Origin of the sequence: Streptomyces sp. W16 (assembly GCF_033194735.1) — a bacterium.
Taxonomy (GTDB): Bacteria; Actinomycetota; Actinomycetes; order Streptomycetales; family Streptomycetaceae; genus Streptomyces.
Window position 1 is genome coordinate 23,549 of sequence record NZ_JAWOAI010000014.1, and the last position, 21,422, is coordinate 44,970.

Consider the following 21,422-nt stretch of genomic DNA (forward strand, 5'->3'; position numbering starts at 1 on the left):
GGCTACGCGGGCGTGTGCATCGACTCCACGACGCGGACCAGTGGCGCCAGCTCGGGGTTTCCGGCCGCCGCGTCGAGCGCTTCACGCAGGGCGGTGTCGTTGGTGGGTCGGGCCTCTTCGAGCAGGGCGAGGCCGGCTTCGGAGACGTTGGTGTAGATGCCCCGTCGGTCGGTCGGGCACAAATACCGGGCGAGCAGGCCGCGGTCCTCAAGTCGGGTGACCAGCCGGGTGGTGGCGCTCTGGCTGAGGACGACCGCGTCGGCGACCTGCCGCATCTGCAGATGGCCCCCGTCACCGTCGTGCTGTCGGCTGAGGACGTCGAGCAGCGAGTACTCGCGCATGCTCAGGTCGTGCTTGGCCTGCAGGGCGCGCTCGATGTGCGCCTCGATCCTCCCGTGTAGCAGGGAGAGGGCGCACCAGCCCTGGGCAAGGGCGGTGAGCGCGGGGTCCGTCGCTGTCATTGGCGTTTCCTCCGTCCCGGAGCGGCTGAACCCAGGATAGAGCACAGGTGAAATAGTCCGCGCTTGCATATAGCCCGCGTCTGCAACTATTGTGAGCGCACGCAAAGCGCTCCTGCAATCTTCTGGGAAGGGTACATCCCCATGCCTCTCGCGCTTCTGGCCCTCGCGATCGGGGCCTTCGGAATCGGAACGACCGAGTTCGTGATCATGGGCTTGCTGCCCCAGGTCGCGGGCGACTTCGGGGTCTCCATCCCCACCGCCGGCCTGCTGGTCACCGGCTACGCGCTGGGCGTGGTGATCGGAGCCCCGCTGATGACCGTGCTCGGCACCAAGATCCCCCGCAAGCGGATGCTGATGCTGCTGATGGGCCTGTTCATCGTCGGCAACCTGCTCTCCGCCGTCGCTCCCAGCTTCTCGGTGATGCTGATCGGCCGCGTGGTCGCCTCGCTTGCCCACGGCGCTTTCTTCGGCATCGGCTCGGTCGTCGCGGCCGAGCTCGTCGCCCCGGACAAGAAGGCCGGAGCCATCGCGATGATGTTCACCGGGCTGACCGTCGCCAATGTCGTCGGCGTCCCGCTGGGCACCCTCGTCGGGCAGTCCGTCGGCTGGCGCGTCACCTTCGCCATCGTCGCGGGCCTCGGTGTGATCGGTCTGGCCGGCATCGCCAAGCTCGTGCCCGACCTGCCCAAGCCCGAGGGCGTGCAACTGCGCCACGAACTCGCAGCCTTCAAGAACACCCAGGTCCTGCTCGCCATGGCGATGACTGTCCTCGGCTTCGGCGGTGTCTTCGCGGCCATCACCTACATCGCGCCGATGATGACCCACGTCGCAGGCTTCGCCGACGGCTCCGTCACCTGGCTGCTCGTCCTCTTCGGCCTCGGCATGGTCGGCGGCAACCTCATCGGCGGCAAGTACGCCGACCGCGCCCTGATGCCCATGCTGTACGTCTCGCTCGGCGCCCTGGCCGTAGTGCTCGGGCTCTTCACGGTCACCGCGCACAACAAGATCGCGGCAGCCGTCACCATCGCCCTCATCGGCGCCCTGGGCTTCGCCACCGTGCCGCCGCTGCAGAAGCGGGTCCTCGACCAGGCGCACGGCGCCCCGACGCTGGCCTCCGCGGTGAACATCGGCGCCTTCAACCTCGGCAACGCGCTGTCCGCCTGGCTGGGCGGCATCGTCATCGCGGCCGGCCTCGGCTACACCGCCCCCAACTGGGTCGGCGCCGTCCTCGCCGCAGCCGCCCTGGTCCTCGCGATTCTCTCGGCCGCCCTGGAGCGCCGTACCGCCGCCCACGGCACGGTCGTGGTGGGCGGTATGCCGAGCGAGCAGCGGACCGTCCTCCACCACTGACCCCGCCGGGCAGCGGCAGGGAGACACGGGGCCAGGGCCGTCCCTGTGGCTCCCGACCGCACCTGTCCGTCCGACCGACACCACCGACAGCAACACCCGCAAGGAGAAACCCTGATGAGCACCACCACCGCCGTAGCCCCGCTGACCATCCAGGACGCCGAAGCGCTCGTCGACCAGGCCCGCCGTGCCGCAGAGGCCGCCGGGGTCACGGTCAGCGTCACCGTGCTGGACGCCGGCGGTCATCTGCTCGCCTTCCGGCGCGACGACCGGGCCGTGCTGATCTCCGGGGAGACCAGCACCCGCAAGGCGTACACCGCCCTTCAGCTGAACGCGGCCACCGCCGATCTCGTCGAGGCCGTCCAGCCCGGAGGCCTTTTCCACACCCTGCCGACCGCGCTCGACCGACCGCTGCTGTTCATCGCCGGCGGTATCCCGGTGCACCGCGACGGTCGACTGATCGGAGCGATCGGGGTCGGTGGCGGCGCGCCGTCGCAGGACCACGGTTTCGCCCAGGCGGCCGTGGAGTCACTCGTCTGACGTCTCAAGGCGGCTGATACGCCGGTTCTCGACCATGTCGGGAGCCGGCGTTTTCCATGCCCCGAAGGCGTCAGCCGGCCGCGACCGTCAGAGGCGCGAACCGCCGTGCCCAGTCGCCGGGCAGCTCCGCGATCCCGTACGTCATGACGGAGTTGGAGGCGACATACACCAGGCCACGTTCCTTCGCCCAGGACAGCAGGTCTTCGTGGCGTACGTCGATGTCGGTGCGCAGGGGACGGTCGGTGCGGGCGGCGAGTGAGGCGAGGAGAGCCTTCGCCGTCTCCGAGTCCTGTGCGATCAGAGGGCCCACGACATGTGTGTCCATGTTGGGCCAGGCCGCCGCGTACCCGATGATCCGGCCGTTGTCCTGCGCCACCCGCAACTGGTCGGCGAAAGCGGGCAGGCGTGCGATGAGGGGCGTGCGATCGGTGCCGAACACCTCCTCGTCGAGCCGGAGGATGCCGGTGAGGTCGTCTGCCGTGGCCGCACGGGTGGCGATCCGGGACTCGGGTCCGCCAGGTCCATCAGGCGTGAAACGGCCGCGCAGCATCTCGGCTCGGCCGGTCACCTTGAAGCCGAGTTCTTCGTAGAGCGGGCGGCCGTTCGGGGTCGCGTGCAGGGTCAGTGGCGTGGGGGCCAGTACAGACAGCAGGTGGCGCATCAGTCGGCGTCCCACGCCCTGGCGGGCATGGCGTTCGGCGACCAGGACCATGCCGATGGCGCCCAGATCCGGGCGGTCCTGCGGGCCGTACTCCGTGACGACACACGCGGCGACGAGGCCGCCCTCCGGGCTGTCGATGCCGTACCCCGTGCCCGCGCTGAGGAGAAGGCCCCACTTGTGTTCCTCGCGTGGCCACCCCCGGTCCTCGGACAGATCGGCGCAGGCGATGCGATCGCGGAGCGTCAGCCGGCGGATGGGCAGAGCGGCGAGGGAATGAGTCGGCACGCAGGTCAGGCTCTCTGACTGCGTTGTCGGCGTCCACCCGTTTCCGGGGAGACGTACTTGCTTTTGGCCATGTCATGGCCGACTGCACGACACCTCGGCCGAAGCCGGATGTTTCACGTGAAACACCGGCGAACGGCGAGCATCCGGCAGGCTCGCGGATGGTGCCACAGTCCCGCCCACTAACCTCGTGGCCCATGGCGAGACTTCATCTCTTCGACCTCGACGGTACTTTGCTGCACGGGACCAGCGCGCCCCTGGAGATCTCACGTCAACTCGGCCTGGAAACCGAGACGGTGGAGCTTGAACAGGAGATCTCGGCCGGGCTGATCGGTCCGCCGGAGTATGCGACCCGTGTGTACGCGCTATGGGCGGATCTCACTGAGGCGCATGTGGCGGCTGCCTTTGAAGGGGCCCCTTGGTTGGCGCGGATCCGTGAGGTCTGGGCCGAGATCAGGAGCGCCGGTGAATACTGCGCCGTCGTATCGCTCTCGCCGTCCTTCTTTGTGGAGCGGCTCACGGGCTGGGGCGCGCACGCGGCACACGGATCGCTTTTCCCCGCCGTGCCCTTCACCGAGCCTTCGATGGACCTGGCCGGAGTCCTCAGTGCCGCCGCCAAGGTGGTGATCGCGGATCGGCTGTGTGAGGAGTTCGGGGTGACGAGGGCGGACTGTGTCGCCTATGGCGACTCGATGTCGGACAAGGATCTGTTCGGCGCCGTGCCCGTCTCGGTCGCGGTGAACGCTGATCGACATCTGGCCGGTCTTGCCACCCACTCCTATGCGGGGCGGGATCTGTGGGATGCCTACGAATTGGTGCGCGGCGCCCGGTAGTTGAGGGAATCGATGTTTCGTACCTCCCCCTGTTCGTGGGGGAGCAAGGCCGCACTTGTGCGCGCATCGCGGGCCGGTATGGTCGACTCCGGTTCTTGGCCGCAGCAGGGTGCCGCAGGAGAGTACTGCGGGCAATATCACACTCTCGCCTTACTTGTCCGTACGCAGTGGGAATGTGGGTTGGATATGGCTGTATCGGCCGCTTGAGCGAACGGGGAAAAGCAAGCAGTCCGCGCGGAAAGCAGGCAGCTTCCGATGGGGGAAGCATGCCGACCGACCGAAAGATGTTCGAGGCGAGGCACACCATGGACGCTCCGACCACCACGTCGGCCGACAACGGCACGTCCGGCGGCGGAAGCGGCGGAGGCGGAGGCGGCTGGTTCACGCCACGCAAGCACCCGGAGGTGCCTCCGGGTGAAGAGCGGGAGACGACCGGGGGACGGCGTCCGGCCGTGATGCGACCGGTCCGCAGGTCCGCGTCGGGTGCCAACGAGCGTCCGCCCGCAGCGAGTTCGGAGCGGTCCGCTCCGAGCTCTGGCGGCGCCACGCCGGAGCCGGACGGCCACGGTGCGCAGCAGGGCGTCCCGCCCGGCCAGGAGCGAATACCGCCGACCGCGACCGCCCCACAGCCCTTCACCCCGGCCCAGCCTCTGTCTCCCGCACCTCCGCAGCCTTTTGTTCCCGCTCAAGGCCCGCCTTCGACACCTCCGCAGCGCTTTGCCTCCGCTCAAGGCCCGCCTCCCACACCCTCGGCACCGGCGATGCCTGCCCAGGCCACACCCTCCACACCCCCGGCACCGGCCATGTCTGCCCAGGCGCCGTCTCTTGCGCCCCCGGCACCCGCCACGTCCGCTCAGGCCCTGCCTCCCGCGCAGTCGTCGGCCGCACCCGTGCCGTTCGTCGCCGCGACGGATTCGGCCGTCGTGCGGGTGCCCGCCCAGCGGTCTTCCGGCACTGTCACCGAGAACGCCTCCCCGGACGCCGTACTCATCCGCCGGACCATGGCCGAAGTCGCTCCGGTGGCCGACAAGGTCACCTCGTACTTCTATGCGCTGCTCTTCGTACGCCATCCCGAGCTGCGGTCGTTGTTCCCGGCGGCGATGAACACCCAACGAGACCGGTTGCTCAAGGCGCTGCTCACCGCGGCCGAGCACATCGACAACACCGAGGTCCTCGTCGCGTATCTGCAGAACCTCGGCCGTGGGCACCGCAAGTACGGCACCCGGCCCGAGCACTACCCGGCCGTGGGCGAATGCCTCATCGGTGCGCTGAACAAGTACGCCACCGGCGTCTGGGACGCCGAGACGGAGGCGGCCTGGGTCCGGACGTACACGACGATCTCGCAGGTCATGATCGACGCGGCAGCCGCGGACGAACTGCGCGCCCCTGCCTGGTGGCACGCGGAGGTCGTCACCCACGATCTCAGGACCCGTGACATCGCGGTCGTCACCGTCCGCCCCGACCAGCCCTACCCCTTCCTCGCCGGGCAGTACACGAGCCTGGAGACGCCCTGGTGGCCGCGGATCTGGCGGCACTACTCCTTCGCCTCCGCGCCCCGCTCGGACGGGCTGCTGACCTTCCACGTGAAGGCCGTCCCGGCGGGCTGGGTCTCGAACGCGCTGGTGCACCGGGCCCGGCCCGGCGACATCATCCGGCTCGGTCCGCCGGCCGGCTCGATGACCGTGGACCACACCACCGACAGCGGACTGCTCTGCCTGGGCGGTGGCACCGGCATAGCGCCGATCAGGGCACTGGTCGAGGATGTCGCCGAGCACGGCGAGCGGCGGCCGGTGGAGGTGTTCTACGGGGCCCGTACCGACCACGACCTCTATGACATCGACACGATGCTCCGGCTCCAGCAGTCGTATCCGTGGCTCACGGTCCGGACGGTCGTCGACCAGGAGGCGCGTCTCCAACTCCCGGACGCGATACGGACGTACGGGCCGTGGGGTGGGTTCGACGCCTATGTCTCGGGCCCGCCCGGAATGATCCGCAGCGGTGTCGATGCTCTGAAGGACGTCGGCATCCCGGCGGAGCGCATACGGCACGACTCGGTCGAGGAACTGGTGGCCGCCGGGGACTGATCCGGCGCCGGAGAGGTCAGCCGAGGTCGTGAGCGTGCATCGCGCGGACCCCTTCGATGTTGCCGTCCAGATAGTGCCGCAGGGACAGGGGCACGAGGTGGACGGACGCGATGCCGACCCGGGTGAACGGGACTCTGACGATCTCGTACTCGCCGAGGGGATCGTCCACTTCGGGGCCGTGGCGCAGCGCCGGGTCCATGGACTCCAGGTGGCAGACGAAGAAGTGCTGGACCTTCACGCCGGTCGCCGTGGCATCCGCGCCGATGTGCTCGACGGTGTCCACGAAGCAGGGAACCACGTCAGTGATCTTGGCGCCGAGCTCCTCGTGCACCTCGCGGTGCAGAGCATCGACGACGGTTGTGTCCTCGGGCTCGACCCCGCCACCGGGCGTGACCCAGTAGGGATCCACACCGGGCTTGGTGCGCTTGATCAGGATCAGGTCGTCGCCGTCGAGGAGAACGGCACGTGCGGTGCGCTTGACCACGGGTCGGACGGTCATGGGAGAAATGTGGCCCGGCTGGTTCCACGTGAAACATCGCGAAACGTCACCTTGACGGTTCAGAGCGTGACATTTGGCGGCGTCGATGTGGAGCGACGGCAAAGTGCCTGGTCAGCTCCATCCGGTGGCCGCGCGGTGCAGCCACTCGTGGGCCCGGGCGATGTGCGGCATCGCGAGAGTTCCGGTCCGCACGACCAGGAAATACGTCCGCAGTGGTGGTACCGCCGGTTCGTGGAGCGGGACGACGTCACCGCGCTCCAGCGCGGCGGCACACAGATAGCGGGGCAGCACCGCGAGTCCGGCGCCCGCGGTCGCGCAGGCGAGCACCGCACGCAGGTCCGGCACGATGACGGAGCCCGAGGCGGCCGGGCGGGAGTCGAAGACGGACGCCCAGTACCGGGAGACGAAGGGCAGCGACTCGTGGACCTCGACCACGGGAAGGTCGTCCAGGGCAGGCGCGTCCATGCGATCGAGCTCCGCGGAGCCGACGCCGGAGCCGGAGCGGATCTGCTCGGCCTGGTGCGGAGCGGCGACGAGGACATGCTCCTCGTCGCAGAGCGTTGTCGCCGTGAGCAGAGCACCTCGCGGACGGGCCGTGCTGATGGCCAGATCGTGATGTCCCGCGGCCAGTCCCTCCAGGGTTTCCTCGGCGTTCCCGAAGGACGCGCGCAGTGCGAAGGACTGGCCGTCGTCGCCGGTCAGCTCTGTGAGCGCGGGCAGCGCCCGCTCGGCGGTGAACTCGGGGGGCCCGGCGAGATGCAGCGTGCGCAAGGACGAGTCGTTGTCGGGACCGGTCTCGGCTATCTCCACGAGGGCGTCGAGATGCGGCGCGGCCTTGTGCGCGAGTTCGTCGCCCATGGTCGTGGGGGTGACTCCACGGGCCTGGCGCAGGAACAAGGGGCGGCCCAACTGCCGTTCCAGGGTGCGGATCTGGGACGTCACCGCGGGCTGGGAGAGACCGAGCAGGGCTGCGGCGCGGGTGAAGGAGCCGGCCCGGTGCACGGTCACGAAGGTGCGCAACAAGGCCAGATCCATGGCACACACTCTCCTTTCCCCGCCCTTCTTCCGGCCCCGGGCAGGGCCCAACTATAAATAAGTCGATAGGTCTCTGTCGCTACTGTGATTGGACACTGACACAGAGTCAACTAGCCTTGTGCGCGCGGTTCTTCGCGCGCAGAACCGAGGGCGGTCCGAGCCACGAGGGGGGAGGCTCGGACCGTCCGTTGTGCGTAGCCGGACACCGACCGGTGGTACGTAAAGCGGTCACCGCGCCGACTCGTCCAGCGCACGCAGCACATCGGCCACCAGGTCTTCGGGGTCCTCGACACCCACCGAGAAGCGAACGAAGCCCTCCGGTACCGCGTCCCCTCCCCAGCGTCCCCGGCGCTCGGCGGTGGACCGCACGCCGCCGAAACTCGTCGCGTCGTCCACGAGCCGCAGCGCGTCGAGAAAACGCTCGGCACGCGCGCGCGTGGGCAACGTGAACGAAACCACACACCCGTAGCGCTGCATCTGCCGTGAGGCGATCTTGTGGGAGGGATCGTCGGGCAGTCCCGGATAACGCAGCTCCGTCACCTCGTCCCGCCCCCGCAGGGCCTCGGCGAGGATCAGCGCGGTGGCGTCCTGCCGGTCCACGCGCAGCTGGAGCGTGGCGATCGAGCGGTGCGCGAGCCAGGCCTCCATGGGCCCGGGGATCGCGCCGACGATCTTGCGCCAACGGCGTACGGCGGTCATCGCGGAGGCGTCGGTTCCGGCGACGTATCCGAGAAGGAGGTCCCCGTGCCCGCTGAGCTGCTTGGTGCCGCTCGCCACGGTGAAGTCGGCGCCGAGTTCCAGCGGGCGCTGTCCCAGAGGCGTGGCGAGGGTGTTGTCGACGGCCACGAGGGCGCCACGCGCGTGTGCCGCCTCGACGAGCCGACGGATGTCGCACACGTCGAGTCCGGGATTCGAGGGGGTCTCGATCCACAGCAGTTTCGCGCCGTCGAGAAGGTCGAGCTGGGCGTCCCCGCCGGTCGGCCCGGTGCGCACCACGATGCCGTACGCCTCCAATTGGGCGCGCACCAGGGGCAGTACCTGGTAGCCGTCGTTCGGCAGTACGACCGTGTCGCCGGCGCGCAGCTGGGAGAAGAGCACCGACGAGATGGCGGCCATGCCGGAGGCGAACACGAGCGTCTCGACGCCGTCCCGCCCGGGTGCCTCCAGCTCGCCGATGGCGCGCTCCAGGTGGGTCCAGGTCGGGTTGTGGTCACGGCCGTAGCTGTACGGGCCCGTCACCTCGCCCGGGAGATGGAAGTGCGCGGCGAACACCGGTCCGGGCAGGGTCGGTTCGTGCCTGACCGGCTCGGGCAGACCGGCCCGCACCGCGCGCGTGCCGTCCCCGGCGCCGCGTCGGACGCCCCCGTCTGCGGCGGAATCACTCATATCGCTCGTCCTTCCACTTCCTCGCGTACCGCGGCGAGCAGGCCCTCGCTCGCCGCCTCCACCATCTCAAGACACTCCTCGAAGCCGTCCAGACCCCCGTAGTACGGGTCCGGTACATCTCGGTCGTCGCCGGCGGCAGGGTCGTAGGAGCGGAGCAGGTGGACCTTCTGGGCGTCCTGCTCGGTCGGGGCGAGGTGGCGCAGGGTCTTGCGGTGGCCGGAGTCGAGGGCGATGACGAGGTCCAGGCGGGCGAACCGGGAGGCCTGGAACTGGCGTGCGACATGATCGGTCCCGTAGCCGTGCTCCTCCAGGACGGCGACGGCGCGCGGGTCCGCGCCGTCGCCCTCGTGCCAGCCGCCGGTGCCCGCGCTCTCGACCTCGACCCGATCGCCGAGCCCGGCCTCCTCCACCCGCGCGCGGAAGACCGATTCGGCGATCGGGGAGCGGCAGATGTTGCCGGTGCAGACGAAGCTGACGCGGTAGGTCATCGCGCGCTCAGTCCCCGTCGGGGAGGGCGAGGTTGAGCGCCCAGGAGACGACCGAGATGATCAGGCCGCCCAGGACGGCGGTCCAGAAGCCGTCCACGTGGAAACTCAGGTCGAACTTGTCGGCCAGCCACGAGGTCAGCATCAGCATCAGCGCGTTGACCACCAGGGTGATCAGACCGAGCGTCAGGATGAACAGCGGGAAGGTCAGCACCTTGACGATCGGCTTCACGAGGAAGTTCACCAGGCCGAAGACCACGGCGACGAGGATCAGGGTCCAGACCTTCTTGAAGGTGCTGTCACCGGTCAGGGTGATCTTGTCGAGCAGCCATACGGCGACCGCCAGGGCGCCCGCGTTGGCGATCGTCTTGACTAGAAAATTCTTCATGTGTCTGATCGTGACAGAAGAGATCGACTCCGAGCGTGGACGAGGGCGATGAAGGCATTCCGGTTGGATGAACTGGAGGCGGAGCGTGCCGCCAACGACGGCGCATACCTGCAGTTCCTGCGTGAGAAGAACATGTCGGTCGGCCTCTACGCGCTCGACGCGGGCGAGCACGACCGCCAGCAGCCGCACAACCAGGACGAGGTGTACTTCGTCGTGAGCGGGCGCGCCGCGATCACCGTCGGCATGGAGACCACGCAGGTGGCGCGGGGCAGTGTGGTCTATGTGCCGGCCGGGGTGGCCCACAAGTTCCACCACATCAGCGAGGACCTGCGGGTGCTGGTGGTGTTCTCGCCGCCGGAGGCCTGAACCCTCCGCAAGCCCGGCTCTCCACCCGAAGCCTGACCCGTGTCTCAGGGTTCCCTAGGGGAACGGTCAGGGGAGGACAAGGGATGCGGGGCCCCCGTTCTGCCTTCGGTCGCCCTAGCATCGAGTGCAGGACATCAGAGATCCGGTACAGCAGTACCGGACACCGACAGAACCCGGTACGAGCGACGGGCGGAGAGGTAAAGGACGAGGGCGATGCGAGAGATCTTCGGCGGACTGCCGTGGTGGGTGAAGTGGGTCGCGGTGCCGGTCATCGCCCTGGTCGTGTTCGGCGGGCTGATAGCGACCGTCGTGAGCATCATTGTCAGCCTGCTCTTCAAGGTGCTGGTCTTCGTGGCGCTGGTCGGCGGAGTGATCTACGTCGTGCGGAAGTTCACGGCGGGTTCCTCCTCACGCAGCGACTGGTGAGGCCCTGCTGGGAAACCGGTGATCGGTAACAGGAATCACCGGTTCCCTCGGGCGAGGGAAGTTTCCCGGACGGGCCGTCTGCGGGCGGTGGTGGGCGGTTACAGTCCGGAATTCGACGCGGGGACGAACCCCGCGGGCGGCGCACCCCCCTCCCCGTGTTCCCCGCACGGGCTGCCCCCTCGCGCTCCGGAAGTGACCCTTGGCCACGGTTGACACCGCATCCGTAGAACCGCACGCACCTCCCACCCAGCTCGTACCGCCGACATGGCCGAGCTCAGTGGCGATCCCCGCACAGCTGCGCCCCGTGGCGGCCCCGCCGCGGCAGCGCTCCGCGACAGCCCCCGAGCAGCAGCCCCAGCCCGCGGCCACCCTCATCGGCTCCGTCCAGCGGGCGATGCGGCTGCTGGAGTCCGTTGCCGCGCACGAACACGGAGCCCCCGCAAAGCAGTTGGCCCGCGAGACCGGCCTCGCGCTGCCCACGGCGTACCACCTGCTGCGCACCCTTGTGTACGAGGGCTATCTCCGCCGTGACAAGGGGCTGTTCTTCCTCGGCGAAGCGGCCGAGAGGCTGAGCAGCAGCGGAGCGCAGGAGAAACGTCGCAGTACGCTCGTGGACGCGCTGGCGGCCTGGCGGGATTCGATCGGTGTTCCGGTCTACTACGCGATGTACCGCGACGGTGAGATCGAGGTCATGTGCGTCGCCGACACCCCGGGCAACCCGGCGGTCGAGGAGTGGGCCGACTTCCGTGAGACGGGGCACGCGCACGCGATCGGCCAGTGTCTGCTGGCCCAGTTGGACGAGGACGCCCGGCGCGACCACCTCGACCGCTACCCGGCGAGGTCCCTCACGCCGTACACCGTTCGGGACGGTCACTCCCTGCTGCGGCGCCTGGACCGGATGCGGCGGATGGAACTGGTGGTGGAGCGTCAGGAGTACGCGCTGGGCACGGTCTGCGCGGCGATTCCGATCACGTTCGGCAGTACTGCCGCCACGATCGCCATTTCTCTCCCCTCGCATCAGTCCGACCGTCTGCTGGCCGCTGCCCGGCAGTTGCAGACCGAGGCCGGCAGGCTGCTGGGGTCGCTCGCGCTCTCTATCAGTATCTGAAAACTTACTCCTTGTGATCTGTTGTGTACGTTCAGCAATATTCCTTCAGTGTCACGGGGATCATTCCCAGCCAGTCGGCGGCAATTGACGGGATAGGCGATGCGCGAGTCCGTACAGGCAGAGGTCATGATGAGCTTCCTCGTCTCCGAGGAGCTCTCCTTCCGTATCCCGGTCGAACTGGGCTACGAGACGTGCGATCCGTACGCCGTACGGCTGACCTTCCACTTGCCGGGGGATGCCCCGGTGACCTGGGCTTTCGGCCGGGAGCTGCTGATCGACGGGGTGGGCCGGGCGTCCGGGGACGGTGATGTCCGGATCGAGCCCGTCGATCCCGAGACGCTGGGCGGAGTGCTGATCAGGCTTCAGGTGGGCAGCGACCAGGCGCTGTTCCGCACCGGCGCGGCTCCGCTGGTGGCGTTCCTCGACCGTACCGACCGGCTGGTTCCGCTCGGTCAGGAGGGTGCGCTCGCGGATTTCGACGCCCACCTCGACGAGGCACTGGACCGCATCCTGGCCGAGGAGCAGAGCGCCGGCTGAGGCGTTGTCATGGCGGCGGGGGGAGTTGGCGTAACGCTTCACCAAGGGTCCTGAAGCCCCTGGAGGCACCTGTGGAGCCCTGAAAGGTCTGCGGGGCCGAGAGGGTCGGGGAGCGGCCCGGAAGGAGCCCTGGGTCGCAGTAACGCTTCTGCGCGGCCTTGTGCGGCGGTTCTCGGAGTCCTCAGTGCTTGCGGCGTCGGCCCTTGCCGCCGCGCGCCGGCGCAGGCTTGGCACCGGGCGCCGCTGCGGGCTTGGCACCCGCCGTGGCCGCCGCAGCCATCGCCGGAGCCGGGTCGGTGCTGGGGCGGTCCGCCGAGACCACCAGGGCCGCCAGCGCCGTGGTGACCGGTACCGAAGCGACCAGGCCGATCGAGCCCACCAGCGTGCGCACGATCTCCTCGGCGACCAACTCGCTGTTGGCGACCGACCCCACGCTGCTCTGCGCGATGGAGAAGAGCAGCAGCAACGGCAGGGCGGCGCCCGCGTAGGCGAGGACGAGCGTGTTGACGACGGACGCGATGTGGTCGCGGCCGATCCGGATTCCGGCGCGGTACAGCCCGCGCCAACCCATCGACGGGTTGGCCTCGTGCAGCTCCCAGACCGCCGATGTCTGTGTGACCGTCACATCGTCGAGCACACCGAGCGAACCGATGATGACGCCGGCGAGCAGCAGACCGCTCATGTCGATCGACGGGTACAGCCCGTGGATCAGGCCCGTGTTGTCGTCCGTGTTGCCGGTCAGCGCGGCCCAGCCGATGAACACCGAACCCAGGACGCCGATCAGCACCAGCGACATCAGAGTGCCGAGCACTGCCACGGACGTACGGGCCGACAGACCGTGGCACATGTAGAGGGCGATCAGCATGATGGCGCTCGATCCGACCACCGCCACGATCAGCGGGTTCGAGCCGTGCAGGATCGCGGGCAGGATGAAGAAGTTGAGGATCATGAAGCTGATGGCCAGCGCGATCAGTGCCATGACGCCGCGCAGCCGGCCCACCACCACGACGGCCAGCGCGAAGATGCCGGCGAGCAGCGTCATCGGGAACTTACGGTTCACGTCGGTGACCGAGTACTGCAGATCCCTGGGCGCGGAGGGCTCGTAGGCGACCACGACCTTCTCGCCCTGGTGCAACTGCCGTGACTGGTCCGGCTGCACGATCTCCGTGAACGTACGGCCCTTGTCCTTGCCGGTGCCGACCGTGACCGTGGCCTTCTTGCAGGTGCCGCCGGCCTCCTGCGCCGCCGAGGAGCCCTCGGCGGTGGAGGTGTCCCCGGTCGAGCCTCCGCCCGAGGCGTTCACCGAGGCGCAGCTCACGCTGATGACCTTGGTGACTGTCGCCTGCTGTGTCTGCCGGTCGAAGCCGACCCCGGTGCGCTTGTGCGACGGAGCGCCGCCGGGCCACAGCACCACCATCCCGACCACGACCGCCACTGTGAACGGGATCAGGATCGCCGCGATCACCTTCCGCAGGTGACGGGAGACGGGGGCGGCCGGACCGTGACTGTGCGAGTGACCGTGCCCACCACCCGCACCGGAATCGTGCCCGCCGTCCCCACCGGAGCCGTGGTCGTCGCCGGAACCCGAGCCCGAACCGGGTCCGTGGCCCTCGCCCGATCCATGGTCGTGGCCATGGGGCGGCCCGGTCGGCGGGTACGGGGGCTGGTGCGTCGTGGTCACCGCCCGATCATCGCAAGAACGCCGGAGGCCCACTGTTCACCGCGCCACATATGACGCTAGCGTGGAGGCACCTTTGCACACGCGGGAGCTCGGAGCACCGGGCTGAGAGGGCGCTGACCTTCGTCTCTGCGATGTTTCACGGGAAACGTCACCTGTATCGAGTGATGTTTCACATGAAACATCGGCTGACGGAAGCCGCTGCGTCGACCGCCGAACCTGTTACCGGGTAATGCCGGCGTAGGGAGTAGGTCTCATGACCAACAAGGACGCACGCACGCCTGCCTTCAGCCAGGACGAACAGCCCATTCCGGGCGAGGAGTTCACGCGGGCCGAGCAGCCCGTGGAGGCCGGGAAGTCCACGGAGGCCGGGAAGTCCATCGGCTGGCACAAGGGGTATGTCGAGGGCTCGCGCCCCGATCTGCGGGTGCCGGTCCGTCAGGTTCACCTCACCAACGGGCAGTCCGTGACGCTGTACGACACCTCCGGCCCGTACACCGATCCGCTCGTCGACACCGACGTCCGCAGGGGGCTGGCGCCGCTGCGGGAGAACTGGATCATCGCCCGGGGCGACACCGAGGAGTACGCGGGCCGTCCCGTCCGCCCCGAGGACGACGGAATCAAGCACACGTCACCGCGCGGTGGCCTGCGCAACCTCGACGCGGTGTTCCCGGGCCGCCCGCGGCAGCCGCGCCGAGGGCGTGCGGGTACGGCGGTGACTCAACTCGCCTACGCGCGACGGGGCGAGATCACGCCAGAGATGGAGTTCGTGGCCGTACGGGAGAAGGTTTCGCCCGAGGTGGTCAGGGAGGAGATCGCGGCGGGGCGTGCGGTGCTGCCGGCCAACGTCAACCACCCCGAGATCGAGCCGATGATCATCGGCAAGCGGTTCCTGGTGAAGGTCAACGCCAACATCGGTAATTCCGCGGTCACTTCCTCCATCGAGGAGGAGGTCGAGAAGATGACCTGGGCGACCCGCTGGGGTGCCGACACGGTCATGGACCTGTCCACCGGACGCAACATCCACACCACCCGTGAGTGGGTGCTGCGCAACTCCCCCGTCCCCATCGGCACGGTGCCGCTCTACCAGGCGCTCGAAAAGGTCGACGGCCGTGCCGAGGAGCTGACCTGGGAGATCTACAAGGACACGGTCGTCGAACAGGCCGAACAGGGCGTGGACTACATGACGGTCCACGCGGGCGTGCGGCTGCCGTTCGTACCGCTGACGGCGAACCGCAAGACGGGCATCGTCTCGCGCGGCGGCTCGATCATGGCGGCCTGGTGCCTGGCCCACCACAAGGAATCGTTCCTCTACGAGAACTTCGAGGAGCTGTGCGAGATCCTCGCCGCCTACGACGTCACGTACTCGCTGGGCGACGGTCTGCGGCCGGGGTCGATCGCGGACGCCAACGACGAGGCGCAGTTCGCGGAGTTGCGCACGCTCGGGGAACTCAACACGATCGCGAAGCGTTTCAACGTACAGACCATGATCGAGGGCCCGGGACATGTCCCGATGCACAAGATCAAGGAGAACATCGACCTTCAGCAGGAGATCTGTGATGAAGCTCCGTTCTATACGCTCGGCCCGTTGACGACGGACGTCGCGCCGGCGTACGACCACATCACCTCCGGCATCGGTGCCGCGATGATCGCCTGGTGGGGCACGGCCATGCTCTGCTATGTCACGCCCAAGGAGCACTTGGGCCTGCCCAACCGTGACGACGTCAAGACCGGCGTCATCACCTACAAGATCGCCGCCCACGCAGCCGACCTCGCCAAGGGGCACCCAGGTGCACAGGAGTGGGATGACGCGCTGTCCGACGCCCGCTTCGAGTTCCGCTGGGAGGACCAGTTCAACCTGGCCCTCGACCCGGACACGGCACGGGAGTTCCACGACGAGACACTGCCGGCCGAGCCGGCCAAGACGGCGCACTTCTGCTCGATGTGCGGGCCGAAGTTCTGCTCGATGAAGATCTCCCAGGACATCCGCCGCGAACACGGCGGTACCAAGGCGGAGGTCGAAGAGGGCATGGCGCGGAAGTCGAAGGAGTTCGCGGCGGCGGGGAACCGGGTGTACCTGCCGATCGCCGACTGACGGCGACCGGTTAGTTCCTCGGTTGGCCCTTGGTCGGCTTGTCGCACAGGGCGTGGTCGACGAGGGTGCCGGTTGCGCGGTTGAGGGCGGTGAGGTCCGGGGGTGCGGTGGTGGTCGTGATGGAGACGGTCACCGCGCGCCTGCCGTCGGCGCTCACCGCGGGGCGGGTGTTGACGCCTGCTCCGTCGCCCTCGTGGGTGTAGTAGAAACCGCCGCAGGAGAGCGGGATCTTGCGCAGGCCGAGGCCGTAGGTGCCCTCGGGCATCTCGGCCACGTCCTCCGGGTCGTCGGTCCGCACGACGGTCTGCCGCATCTCGCGCCACTGTGCGGCGGGGAGCAGTCTGCCGCCGGCCAGGGCCCGGAAGAAGGTGTTCAGGTCGGCGGTGGTGCTCACCACGCCGGAGTCCGCGGTGTGCTGAAAGCTGTGATCGGTGACGTCGAGACGCTTGCCGTCGGCGGTCGTCAGGTACGCGTTCACGTGCGGGTCGGGAAGGAACGGGTCGAGCCCGGGGACGGAGGTGTTGCGCAGTCCGAGCTTCGCGATGATCCGGTGGGCGACCAGGTCCTGCCAGCTCGCCCCGCCGGCCTTCTCGGCGATCATCCCGGCCAGCAGGTAGTTGGTGTTGGAGTACGCCCATCGGGTGGCCCCGCCCGGCTGCGGCACGAAGAGCGGGTGGTGCTTCATCGCGACCGCGACCAGGTCGGCCGCCGGGGTGGTGTCATAGCGGTTCTCGTCGAAGTGGTTGATCAGGCGGTCCTGGATCTCCGGGTCGTCGATGTAGTCGTAGAGGCCGCTGGTCTGGCGGAGCAGGTCGCGGACGGTGATGCGGGTGCCGTCGTTGCCGCTGCCCGTGACGACTCCCGGCAGCCAGTGCTCCACGGTGTCGTCGAGCGACAGCCGCTTCTCCGCCACGAGTTGGAGGACGACGGTCGCCACGAACGTCTTCGTCGTGCTCGCCACGCGGAAGTGGGCGTTCCAGGGGATCGGGGCCGTGGAGTCGGCCGTGCGGGTGCCGATGCGGGCCATGAGTGGCGCGCCGTTCGGTCCGTCGACCCTGGCCAGCACGTTCACATCGTCGCCCCCGGCTTTCCGGACGGCTGCCAGGTCGCGCTGCAGCATGGCCTCGTCGTACACGTGGGAGGGGTGGTTCGGGGCCGGGTGTCCGGTGGTGGCGGTCGCGGCCACGGGTGAGGCCAGTGCGAGCAACGCTGCTGCCAGCACGGTGGCGCAGGTCTTCCTCGACGACGGCATCTGCCTGTCCGAATCCCCCGTTGTGCCTGGTCCTGATCGGTGACGATCACCAGCCAACCGGATGAGGGCGCTGCGGAGGATGGGACTGGCCTCCGAATGAGAGGTCGAGGTAGCCCCCGTACGAGCACATCGTGGCGAACCCCGTCGGACGTCGTAACGGAAGAGACAAGATCACGCGTGCCGCGATCAAGGTCTCTACCCTGCCTGACATGGGTGGGATCGATCTGGCCAACGGGGTTGTCGGCGCCGTGCTGGGCATGCTGGTCGCGGTGCTGTTCCAGGATCCGATACAGAACAGCTGGTACAGGCTGCGCGCCCGCTCGAAGAGCGCGGTCCGCGGTCTGCGCCGGCGGGAGGAGTCCAGCCCGGCGTGGAGAACGTTCTCCCTCGGTCCGCTTCATACCTCCGCCCTGATCGTCGAAGGCGACGGGGAGGCATCCATACCGGCGCAAGCGGTCTACATCCAGGTATTGGACCAGGAAATCGAGCTGCCCCCGGACATGGTCGAATGGCGGGCCGAGATCGAGGAAGAAAGCGCGCGCCTGCAGGCAGAGGGCCGAACACCGTTGTGGAACGGACCTCGATACGCGGTCGAGACGGTCGGTATCTCCCGGACCGCGCTCGAAGAACAGCCGGAAATCCACCTGCGTTTACGTCCGACGGACTATTACACTTTTCTCGCGACCCAGCAGTTGGACCGTCGGCTGTCCGACGGGACCACCCCTCGTTCGCGCTATCTCGATCCCGAGGACCCGCTGTCGGCACCTGCTTTTCTGCAATGCAGTTTCGCCGTGAATATCGCGGTGGTGACGGCCGACGACATGCTGGTCGTCAGCCAGCGCAGTGACCGGGTCCGCATGGCCCCAGGTGTGTGGAACTCGTCCGTCAACGAGGGCATGTCACGGCACATCGACTCGTCCGGCAGGAGCGCCCCGGATCTGTACGCGGTCGCGCGGCGCGGCATGCGGGAGGAACTGGCCATAGAACCGCACGAGTACGCACTCGAAATGCTCGCCTTCGTGCTGGACATCGAGAAGCGACAATGGAGTGCTCACTTCTACGCCCGGCTCAAGGACGTGAGTTGCGCCGATCTCCAGGTGCGTATGAGCAGAGGGGTGGCGGACAGATGGGAACACCAGACCATCGATTTCGTTCCCTTCCGCCCTTCGGCGGTGATCAAATACATGCTGCGCGCCGATCGCATTCACCGGTGGGCACCTGTCGCACCGGCGCTCTTCCATCTCGCACTGGTACACGTCCACAGCCGCACCCCGGTGGAAAGGGCTGCGGCGCAGATAATTCGCCGAATGCAGTGAATTCGACAGTAGGAATTCGGCTTGCGCTCCCCTGGGTGGGGGCGCAAGCCGAGGGGCTACTCCGGCGCGTGCTCGGGCCCCCCGAAGTCCGGGCTGCTGAAGTCCGGGCTGCTGAAGCTCGGGCGGTGACCCGGTTCCGGGCCGTCGTCGGGGCTGGAGAAGCCCGGGCGGTCGTAGCCGAGGTGCGGCATGCGACTCGGTGCCGGGGGCGTCGTACGGCGTCGTGCCGTCGTGCCCGGAGCCGCGAGCGCCTCCTGGAGGAACGGCAGGATGCCGCGTTCCAGAAGGGCGTCGTGCCAGGCTTCCCTGGCCCGGGCCACTTCACCGCCCGACTCGCCGTAGGGGCCGGTGTCGAACGTCGGCCTGTTGCGCAGGGCCGTGAGCAGCAGGCCGATGGCGGCGACGAGGATCGCCGCGGCGGTCATCGCGCCGAACACCCAGCCGGCGGTGAGCATGGTCTGCGCGAACGTGGGCTCGGGGGTGAGCATCTTGAGGATGTAGCCCACGAGCAGGAATATCGCCGCGGCAGTGCCGGCGAGGACGGGGGTGAGGACGGCGGCGACGGCGACGGCACCGGCACCCTCGGCAGCCTCCCCCAGGGTGGTGGCGAGCCCCATCGCGCCCACGCCGTCCGGCTCAGCGGAGCCGGTCTCGCGGACGGACGACGGGGTGGACGACGCCGGCTGGCGCAGTTCCTCGCGGACCTTCACGTAGTGCTGGTACTCGGTCGCCGCGGCCGCCGTGATGAGTGCGGTGGCGTTCAGCGCCATGGTGCGCAGCTGTTCGGGGTTGAGCCGCTTACCGACAGCGGCCAGTTCCGGGCGGGTAGGGGCGGAGCGCAGCGCCTCGTCGAGGATCCGCTCGTACTCCTGGCGGTCCTCGCTGTGCAGGTGCTGCGGAACGCTGTTCATGTGCATCCCCCGATGCTCCGTAGGGCTTGGGGCTCGCATGCCAACGAGCCGTCGGGCAGAAACGGAGGGGAGCCTGCTACGGATAAGCCGATGGTAGAGCGGCGACGGCACACGGTGACAGGGGGTTTCCAGAAATTGGCCCTGGCCAGCGCAGTCGTCCGCCGGTCCTCCGAGGGGGACGTCTGCCCGTTAAACGCTCAGATATCCAGCGGCAGTTGCTGGACCAGCAGTTTTCCGGCCATGGTCACTCCGCCGTCCATCGCGATGGCGAGTCCCTCGGCGTAGACGTGCGGTCCCTCGACCACGGGCGTGGGGGTGTCCTCGCCGTCCTCGGAGCCGACGTCGCCCAGGAGATAGGGAATCGGGCTGTGGCCGTGCACGATCCGGCTTCCGCCGTACATGTCGAGCAATGAGCGGACATGTTCGGCGCCACCCTCGTCGCGGAAGGAGAAGCGCTTGGTGAACTTGCGGAACACGTCCCACACCTCGTCCGCGTCGTTGCGCGTGAGGGTCTCGCGGACGTTGTCGTTGACCGCCTCGATCGAGTCGCCGTAGTCGAGGTAGGCGGTGGTGTCGGAGTGGACGAGGAGGTGGCCGTCGACCTGCTCCATGGCGTCCAGGCGGGACATCCACTGCAGGTGGACGTCCTGGAGGCGGTCCATGTCGGTCTTCTGGCCGCCGTTGAGCAGCCAGGCCGCCTGGAAGGTGGCGGTACCCGCGCCGGAGTTGACGGGGGTGTCGCCGAACCGCTTGGCGCCGAGCAGGAGCAGCTCGTGGTTGCCCATGAGCGCCTTGCAGTAGCCGCCGGCCGCGGCGGCCTCGGCGGACAGGCGCATCACCAGGTCGATGACGCCGATGCCGTCGGGCCCGCGGTCGGTGAAGTCGCCGAGGAACCAGAGCCGGGCCGTGCCCGCGCACCAGCTGCCGGCGGCGTCGATCAGGCCCTTCTCCCGCAGTGCGGCCACCAGTTCGTCGAGGTAGCCGTGCACATCCCCTACGACGAAGAGCGGACCGGGGCCCTCCGTCTGCCGCGGGATGCCCACTGACGCCGGGTCCACGGCGACCTGAACCGTGTCACCCCGATTGATGACCGGCAGATCGCGCTGAGTGGGCGTGTAGCCCTCCGGATAGGCCTCGTCGAAGGCCTCGTCGAAGGCCTCCTCATCAGGTCGTACGGTGCCGCCGGGCTGCGCGCTGTCGGCGTACGGACCGGTCTCGTGGACGTATGCCGGTACCCGGAAGTCGCGCAACGTCGCCGCCCGCTCCACCTCGGGTCCCTGACCGGCCCCCTGAGTCATCGACCCCTCCACCATCACGCCGCGTCTGCACCGCGTCGGACTGCCTGGTCGCAGCGGCCCGCGGTGTCGTGGGCCCATCATAGGAATGCGGATCGCGCCATGTGATGACCCAGGGGTGGTGAATCAGAGCAGGACTCCGGTTCACCGTGGCTTTCGCCCCGATTGGGCAGGGCTTCGACCACTCGACCAGCACCCGAGGGACGATCGGTTCCCGCCGGAAGGGCGGCTGGATTTCGCCGGTACGGATGGCCTCCGGCACTTGCCATCGTCCACCTTCCGATTTCGGTACGACTGCGGGCCTTCACTTGACCGACTCCAGCGCGACCGTTGGCCGCCCGCAGCCGACTCCGGTGCGAGCCGTCAGCCGGTCGGCAGCCGGCTCCGGTGCGGGGTGGGCGTCCGGGCGGGCTGGGACGGGCCGGCAGCACGGGCAG

General features: G+C 68.6%; 21 protein-coding genes. 10 read left to right on the forward strand and 11 right to left on the reverse strand.

Annotated features, from left to right (window positions below):
* Window positions 1-2: 2 nt before the first annotated feature.
* Entirely contained in the window at window positions 3-461 is a 459-nt protein-coding gene (locus tag R6V09_RS03480; protein WP_317879836.1) for a MarR family winged helix-turn-helix transcriptional regulator, read from the reverse strand.
* A 141-nt stretch (window positions 462-602) separates the two neighbouring features.
* Between R6V09_RS03480 and R6V09_RS03485 the strand changes: the two genes are divergently transcribed.
* Together R6V09_RS03485 and R6V09_RS03490 are read left to right on the forward strand one after the other, a co-directional pair.
* Complete coding sequence (locus R6V09_RS03485) at window positions 603-1,811, forward strand: MFS transporter (protein WP_317879837.1); 1,209 nt, start codon at window positions 603-605, stop codon at window positions 1,809-1,811.
* Between the two features lie 114 nt (window positions 1,812-1,925).
* Complete coding sequence (locus tag R6V09_RS03490) at window positions 1,926-2,348, forward strand: GlcG/HbpS family heme-binding protein (RefSeq protein WP_317879838.1); 423 nt, start codon at window positions 1,926-1,928, stop codon at window positions 2,346-2,348.
* Between the two features lie 70 nt (window positions 2,349-2,418).
* Here the strand turns inward: R6V09_RS03490 and R6V09_RS03495 are convergent, their stop codons facing one another.
* Window positions 2,419-3,294 (reverse strand): GNAT family N-acetyltransferase, encoded by an 876-nt coding sequence (locus R6V09_RS03495; protein ID WP_317879839.1) that lies wholly within the window; start codon window positions 3,292-3,294, stop codon window positions 2,419-2,421.
* A 194-nt stretch (window positions 3,295-3,488) separates the two neighbouring features.
* Here R6V09_RS03495 and R6V09_RS03500 point away from each other — a divergent pair, with 194 nt between their 5' ends.
* Complete coding sequence (locus R6V09_RS03500; protein WP_317879840.1) at window positions 3,489-4,124, forward strand: HAD family hydrolase; 636 nt, start codon at window positions 3,489-3,491, stop codon at window positions 4,122-4,124.
* Window positions 4,125-4,408: 284 nt separating this feature from the next.
* Window positions 4,409-6,208: a globin domain-containing protein gene (locus R6V09_RS03505; protein WP_442809962.1), complete on the forward strand. Its 1,800-nt coding sequence runs from the start codon at window positions 4,409-4,411 to the stop codon at window positions 6,206-6,208.
* A 16-nt stretch (window positions 6,209-6,224) separates the two neighbouring features.
* Here the strand turns inward: R6V09_RS03505 and R6V09_RS03510 are convergent, their stop codons facing one another.
* The 5 genes from R6V09_RS03510 to R6V09_RS03530 all read right to left on the reverse strand — a co-directional run bounded on the left by R6V09_RS03510 (window position 6,225) and on the right by R6V09_RS03530 (window position 10,001).
* A complete protein-coding gene (locus R6V09_RS03510; RefSeq protein ID WP_317879841.1) occupies window positions 6,225-6,707 on the reverse strand; it encodes an NUDIX hydrolase in 483 nt (160 codons plus the stop codon).
* A 111-nt stretch (window positions 6,708-6,818) separates the two neighbouring features.
* Entirely contained in the window at window positions 6,819-7,742 is a 924-nt protein-coding gene (locus tag R6V09_RS03515; protein WP_317879842.1) for a LysR family transcriptional regulator, read from the reverse strand.
* Window positions 7,743-7,970: 228 nt separating this feature from the next.
* Window positions 7,971-9,128, reverse strand: a complete 1,158-nt coding sequence (locus R6V09_RS03520; protein ID WP_317879843.1) for a cystathionine gamma-lyase — start codon at window positions 9,126-9,128, stop codon at window positions 7,971-7,973.
* Window positions 9,125-9,616 carry a low molecular weight protein-tyrosine-phosphatase gene (locus R6V09_RS03525; protein WP_317879844.1) on the reverse strand — a complete coding sequence of 164 codons (492 nt, stop codon included), beginning with the start codon at window positions 9,614-9,616 and terminating at the stop codon, window positions 9,125-9,127. The genes R6V09_RS03520 and R6V09_RS03525 overlap by 4 nt, the downstream gene beginning before the upstream one ends.
* 7 nt (window positions 9,617-9,623) lie before the next feature.
* Window positions 9,624-10,001 (reverse strand): phage holin family protein, encoded by a 378-nt coding sequence (locus tag R6V09_RS03530; RefSeq protein ID WP_317879845.1) that lies wholly within the window; start codon window positions 9,999-10,001, stop codon window positions 9,624-9,626.
* Window positions 10,002-10,049: 48 nt separating this feature from the next.
* Between R6V09_RS03530 and R6V09_RS03535 the strand changes: the two genes are divergently transcribed.
* The 4 genes from R6V09_RS03535 (at window position 10,050) to R6V09_RS03550 (ending at window position 12,438) form a co-directional block, all read left to right on the forward strand.
* Entirely contained in the window at window positions 10,050-10,367 is a 318-nt protein-coding gene (locus R6V09_RS03535) for a cupin domain-containing protein (protein WP_200691123.1), read from the forward strand.
* A 213-nt stretch (window positions 10,368-10,580) separates the two neighbouring features.
* A complete protein-coding gene (locus tag R6V09_RS03540; RefSeq protein WP_317879846.1) occupies window positions 10,581-10,793 on the forward strand; it encodes a DUF5326 family protein in 213 nt (70 codons plus the stop codon).
* Window positions 10,794-10,992: 199 nt separating this feature from the next.
* On the forward strand, window positions 10,993-11,901 hold the full coding sequence (locus R6V09_RS03545; RefSeq protein WP_442809961.1) for an IclR family transcriptional regulator: 909 nt from the start codon (window positions 10,993-10,995) through the stop codon (window positions 11,899-11,901).
* 99 nt (window positions 11,902-12,000) lie between these two features.
* Window positions 12,001-12,438 carry an SsgA family sporulation/cell division regulator gene (locus R6V09_RS03550; protein ID WP_317879847.1) on the forward strand — a complete coding sequence of 146 codons (438 nt, stop codon included), beginning with the start codon at window positions 12,001-12,003 and terminating at the stop codon, window positions 12,436-12,438.
* Between the two features lie 181 nt (window positions 12,439-12,619).
* On the opposite strand, the gene R6V09_RS03555 is transcribed toward R6V09_RS03550, so the two are convergent.
* Window positions 12,620-14,119 (reverse strand): YibE/F family protein, encoded by a 1,500-nt coding sequence (locus R6V09_RS03555; RefSeq protein WP_317879848.1) that lies wholly within the window; start codon window positions 14,117-14,119, stop codon window positions 12,620-12,622.
* Between the two features lie 253 nt (window positions 14,120-14,372).
* Between R6V09_RS03555 and thiC the strand changes: the two genes are divergently transcribed.
* Complete coding sequence (gene thiC, locus R6V09_RS03560) at window positions 14,373-16,211, forward strand: phosphomethylpyrimidine synthase ThiC (protein ID WP_317879849.1); 1,839 nt, start codon at window positions 14,373-14,375, stop codon at window positions 16,209-16,211.
* 10 nt (window positions 16,212-16,221) lie between these two features.
* Here thiC and R6V09_RS03565 read toward each other — a convergent pair whose 3' ends face one another.
* The gene (locus R6V09_RS03565; RefSeq protein WP_317879850.1) at window positions 16,222-17,463 is read right to left on the reverse strand and encodes a serine hydrolase domain-containing protein; all 1,242 of its coding nucleotides are present in this window, start codon (window positions 17,461-17,463) and stop codon (window positions 16,222-16,224) included.
* A gap of 131 nt (window positions 17,464-17,594) precedes the next feature.
* On the opposite strand from R6V09_RS03565, the gene R6V09_RS03570 reads away from it, so the two are divergent.
* Window positions 17,595-18,779 (forward strand): hypothetical protein, encoded by a 1,185-nt coding sequence (locus tag R6V09_RS03570; protein WP_317879851.1) that lies wholly within the window; start codon window positions 17,595-17,597, stop codon window positions 18,777-18,779.
* A 56-nt stretch (window positions 18,780-18,835) separates the two neighbouring features.
* On the opposite strand, the gene R6V09_RS03575 is transcribed toward R6V09_RS03570, so the two are convergent.
* Window positions 18,836-19,696, reverse strand: coding sequence for a hypothetical protein (locus tag R6V09_RS03575; RefSeq protein WP_317879852.1), 861 nt, complete (start codon window positions 19,694-19,696; stop codon window positions 18,836-18,838).
* A 191-nt stretch (window positions 19,697-19,887) separates the two neighbouring features.
* The gene (locus tag R6V09_RS03580; protein WP_317879853.1) at window positions 19,888-20,988 is read right to left on the reverse strand and encodes a metallophosphoesterase; all 1,101 of its coding nucleotides are present in this window, start codon (window positions 20,986-20,988) and stop codon (window positions 19,888-19,890) included.
* Between the last annotated feature and the right edge of the window lie 434 nt (window positions 20,989-21,422).

Bases quoted from the DNA above. Each gene is read 5' to 3' on its own strand.
- R6V09_RS03480 (WP_317879836.1), bottom strand. From the start codon at position 461: ATGACAGCGACGGACCCCGCGCTCACCGCCCTTGCCCAGGGCTGGTGC.
- R6V09_RS03485 (WP_317879837.1), top strand. From the start codon at position 603: ATGCCTCTCGCGCTTCTGGCCCTCGCGATCGGGGCCTTCGGAATCGGA.
- R6V09_RS03490 (WP_317879838.1), top strand. From the start codon at position 1,926: ATGAGCACCACCACCGCCGTAGCCCCGCTGACCATCCAGGACGCCGAA.
- R6V09_RS03500 (WP_317879840.1), top strand. From the start codon at position 3,489: ATGGCGAGACTTCATCTCTTCGACCTCGACGGTACTTTGCTGCACGGG.
- R6V09_RS03505 (WP_442809962.1), top strand. From the start codon at position 4,409: ATGTTCGAGGCGAGGCACACCATGGACGCTCCGACCACCACGTCGGCC.
- R6V09_RS03510 (WP_317879841.1), bottom strand. From the start codon at position 6,707: ATGACCGTCCGACCCGTGGTCAAGCGCACCGCACGTGCCGTTCTCCTC.
- R6V09_RS03515 (WP_317879842.1), bottom strand. From the start codon at position 7,742: ATGGATCTGGCCTTGTTGCGCACCTTCGTGACCGTGCACCGGGCCGGC.
- R6V09_RS03520 (WP_317879843.1), bottom strand. From the start codon at position 9,128: ATGAGTGATTCCGCCGCAGACGGGGGCGTCCGACGCGGCGCCGGGGAC.
- R6V09_RS03525 (WP_317879844.1), bottom strand. From the start codon at position 9,616: ATGACCTACCGCGTCAGCTTCGTCTGCACCGGCAACATCTGCCGCTCC.
- R6V09_RS03530 (WP_317879845.1), bottom strand. From the start codon at position 10,001: ATGAAGAATTTTCTAGTCAAGACGATCGCCAACGCGGGCGCCCTGGCG.
- R6V09_RS03535 (WP_200691123.1), top strand. From the start codon at position 10,050: ATGAAGGCATTCCGGTTGGATGAACTGGAGGCGGAGCGTGCCGCCAAC.
- R6V09_RS03540 (WP_317879846.1), top strand. From the start codon at position 10,581: ATGCGAGAGATCTTCGGCGGACTGCCGTGGTGGGTGAAGTGGGTCGCG.
- R6V09_RS03550 (WP_317879847.1), top strand. From the start codon at position 12,001: ATGCGCGAGTCCGTACAGGCAGAGGTCATGATGAGCTTCCTCGTCTCC.
- thiC (WP_317879849.1), top strand. From the start codon at position 14,373: ATGACCAACAAGGACGCACGCACGCCTGCCTTCAGCCAGGACGAACAG.
- R6V09_RS03565 (WP_317879850.1), bottom strand. From the start codon at position 17,463: ATGCCGTCGTCGAGGAAGACCTGCGCCACCGTGCTGGCAGCAGCGTTG.
- R6V09_RS03575 (WP_317879852.1), bottom strand. From the start codon at position 19,696: ATGCACATGAACAGCGTTCCGCAGCACCTGCACAGCGAGGACCGCCAG.
- R6V09_RS03580 (WP_317879853.1), bottom strand. From the start codon at position 20,988: ATGACTCAGGGGGCCGGTCAGGGACCCGAGGTGGAGCGGGCGGCGACG.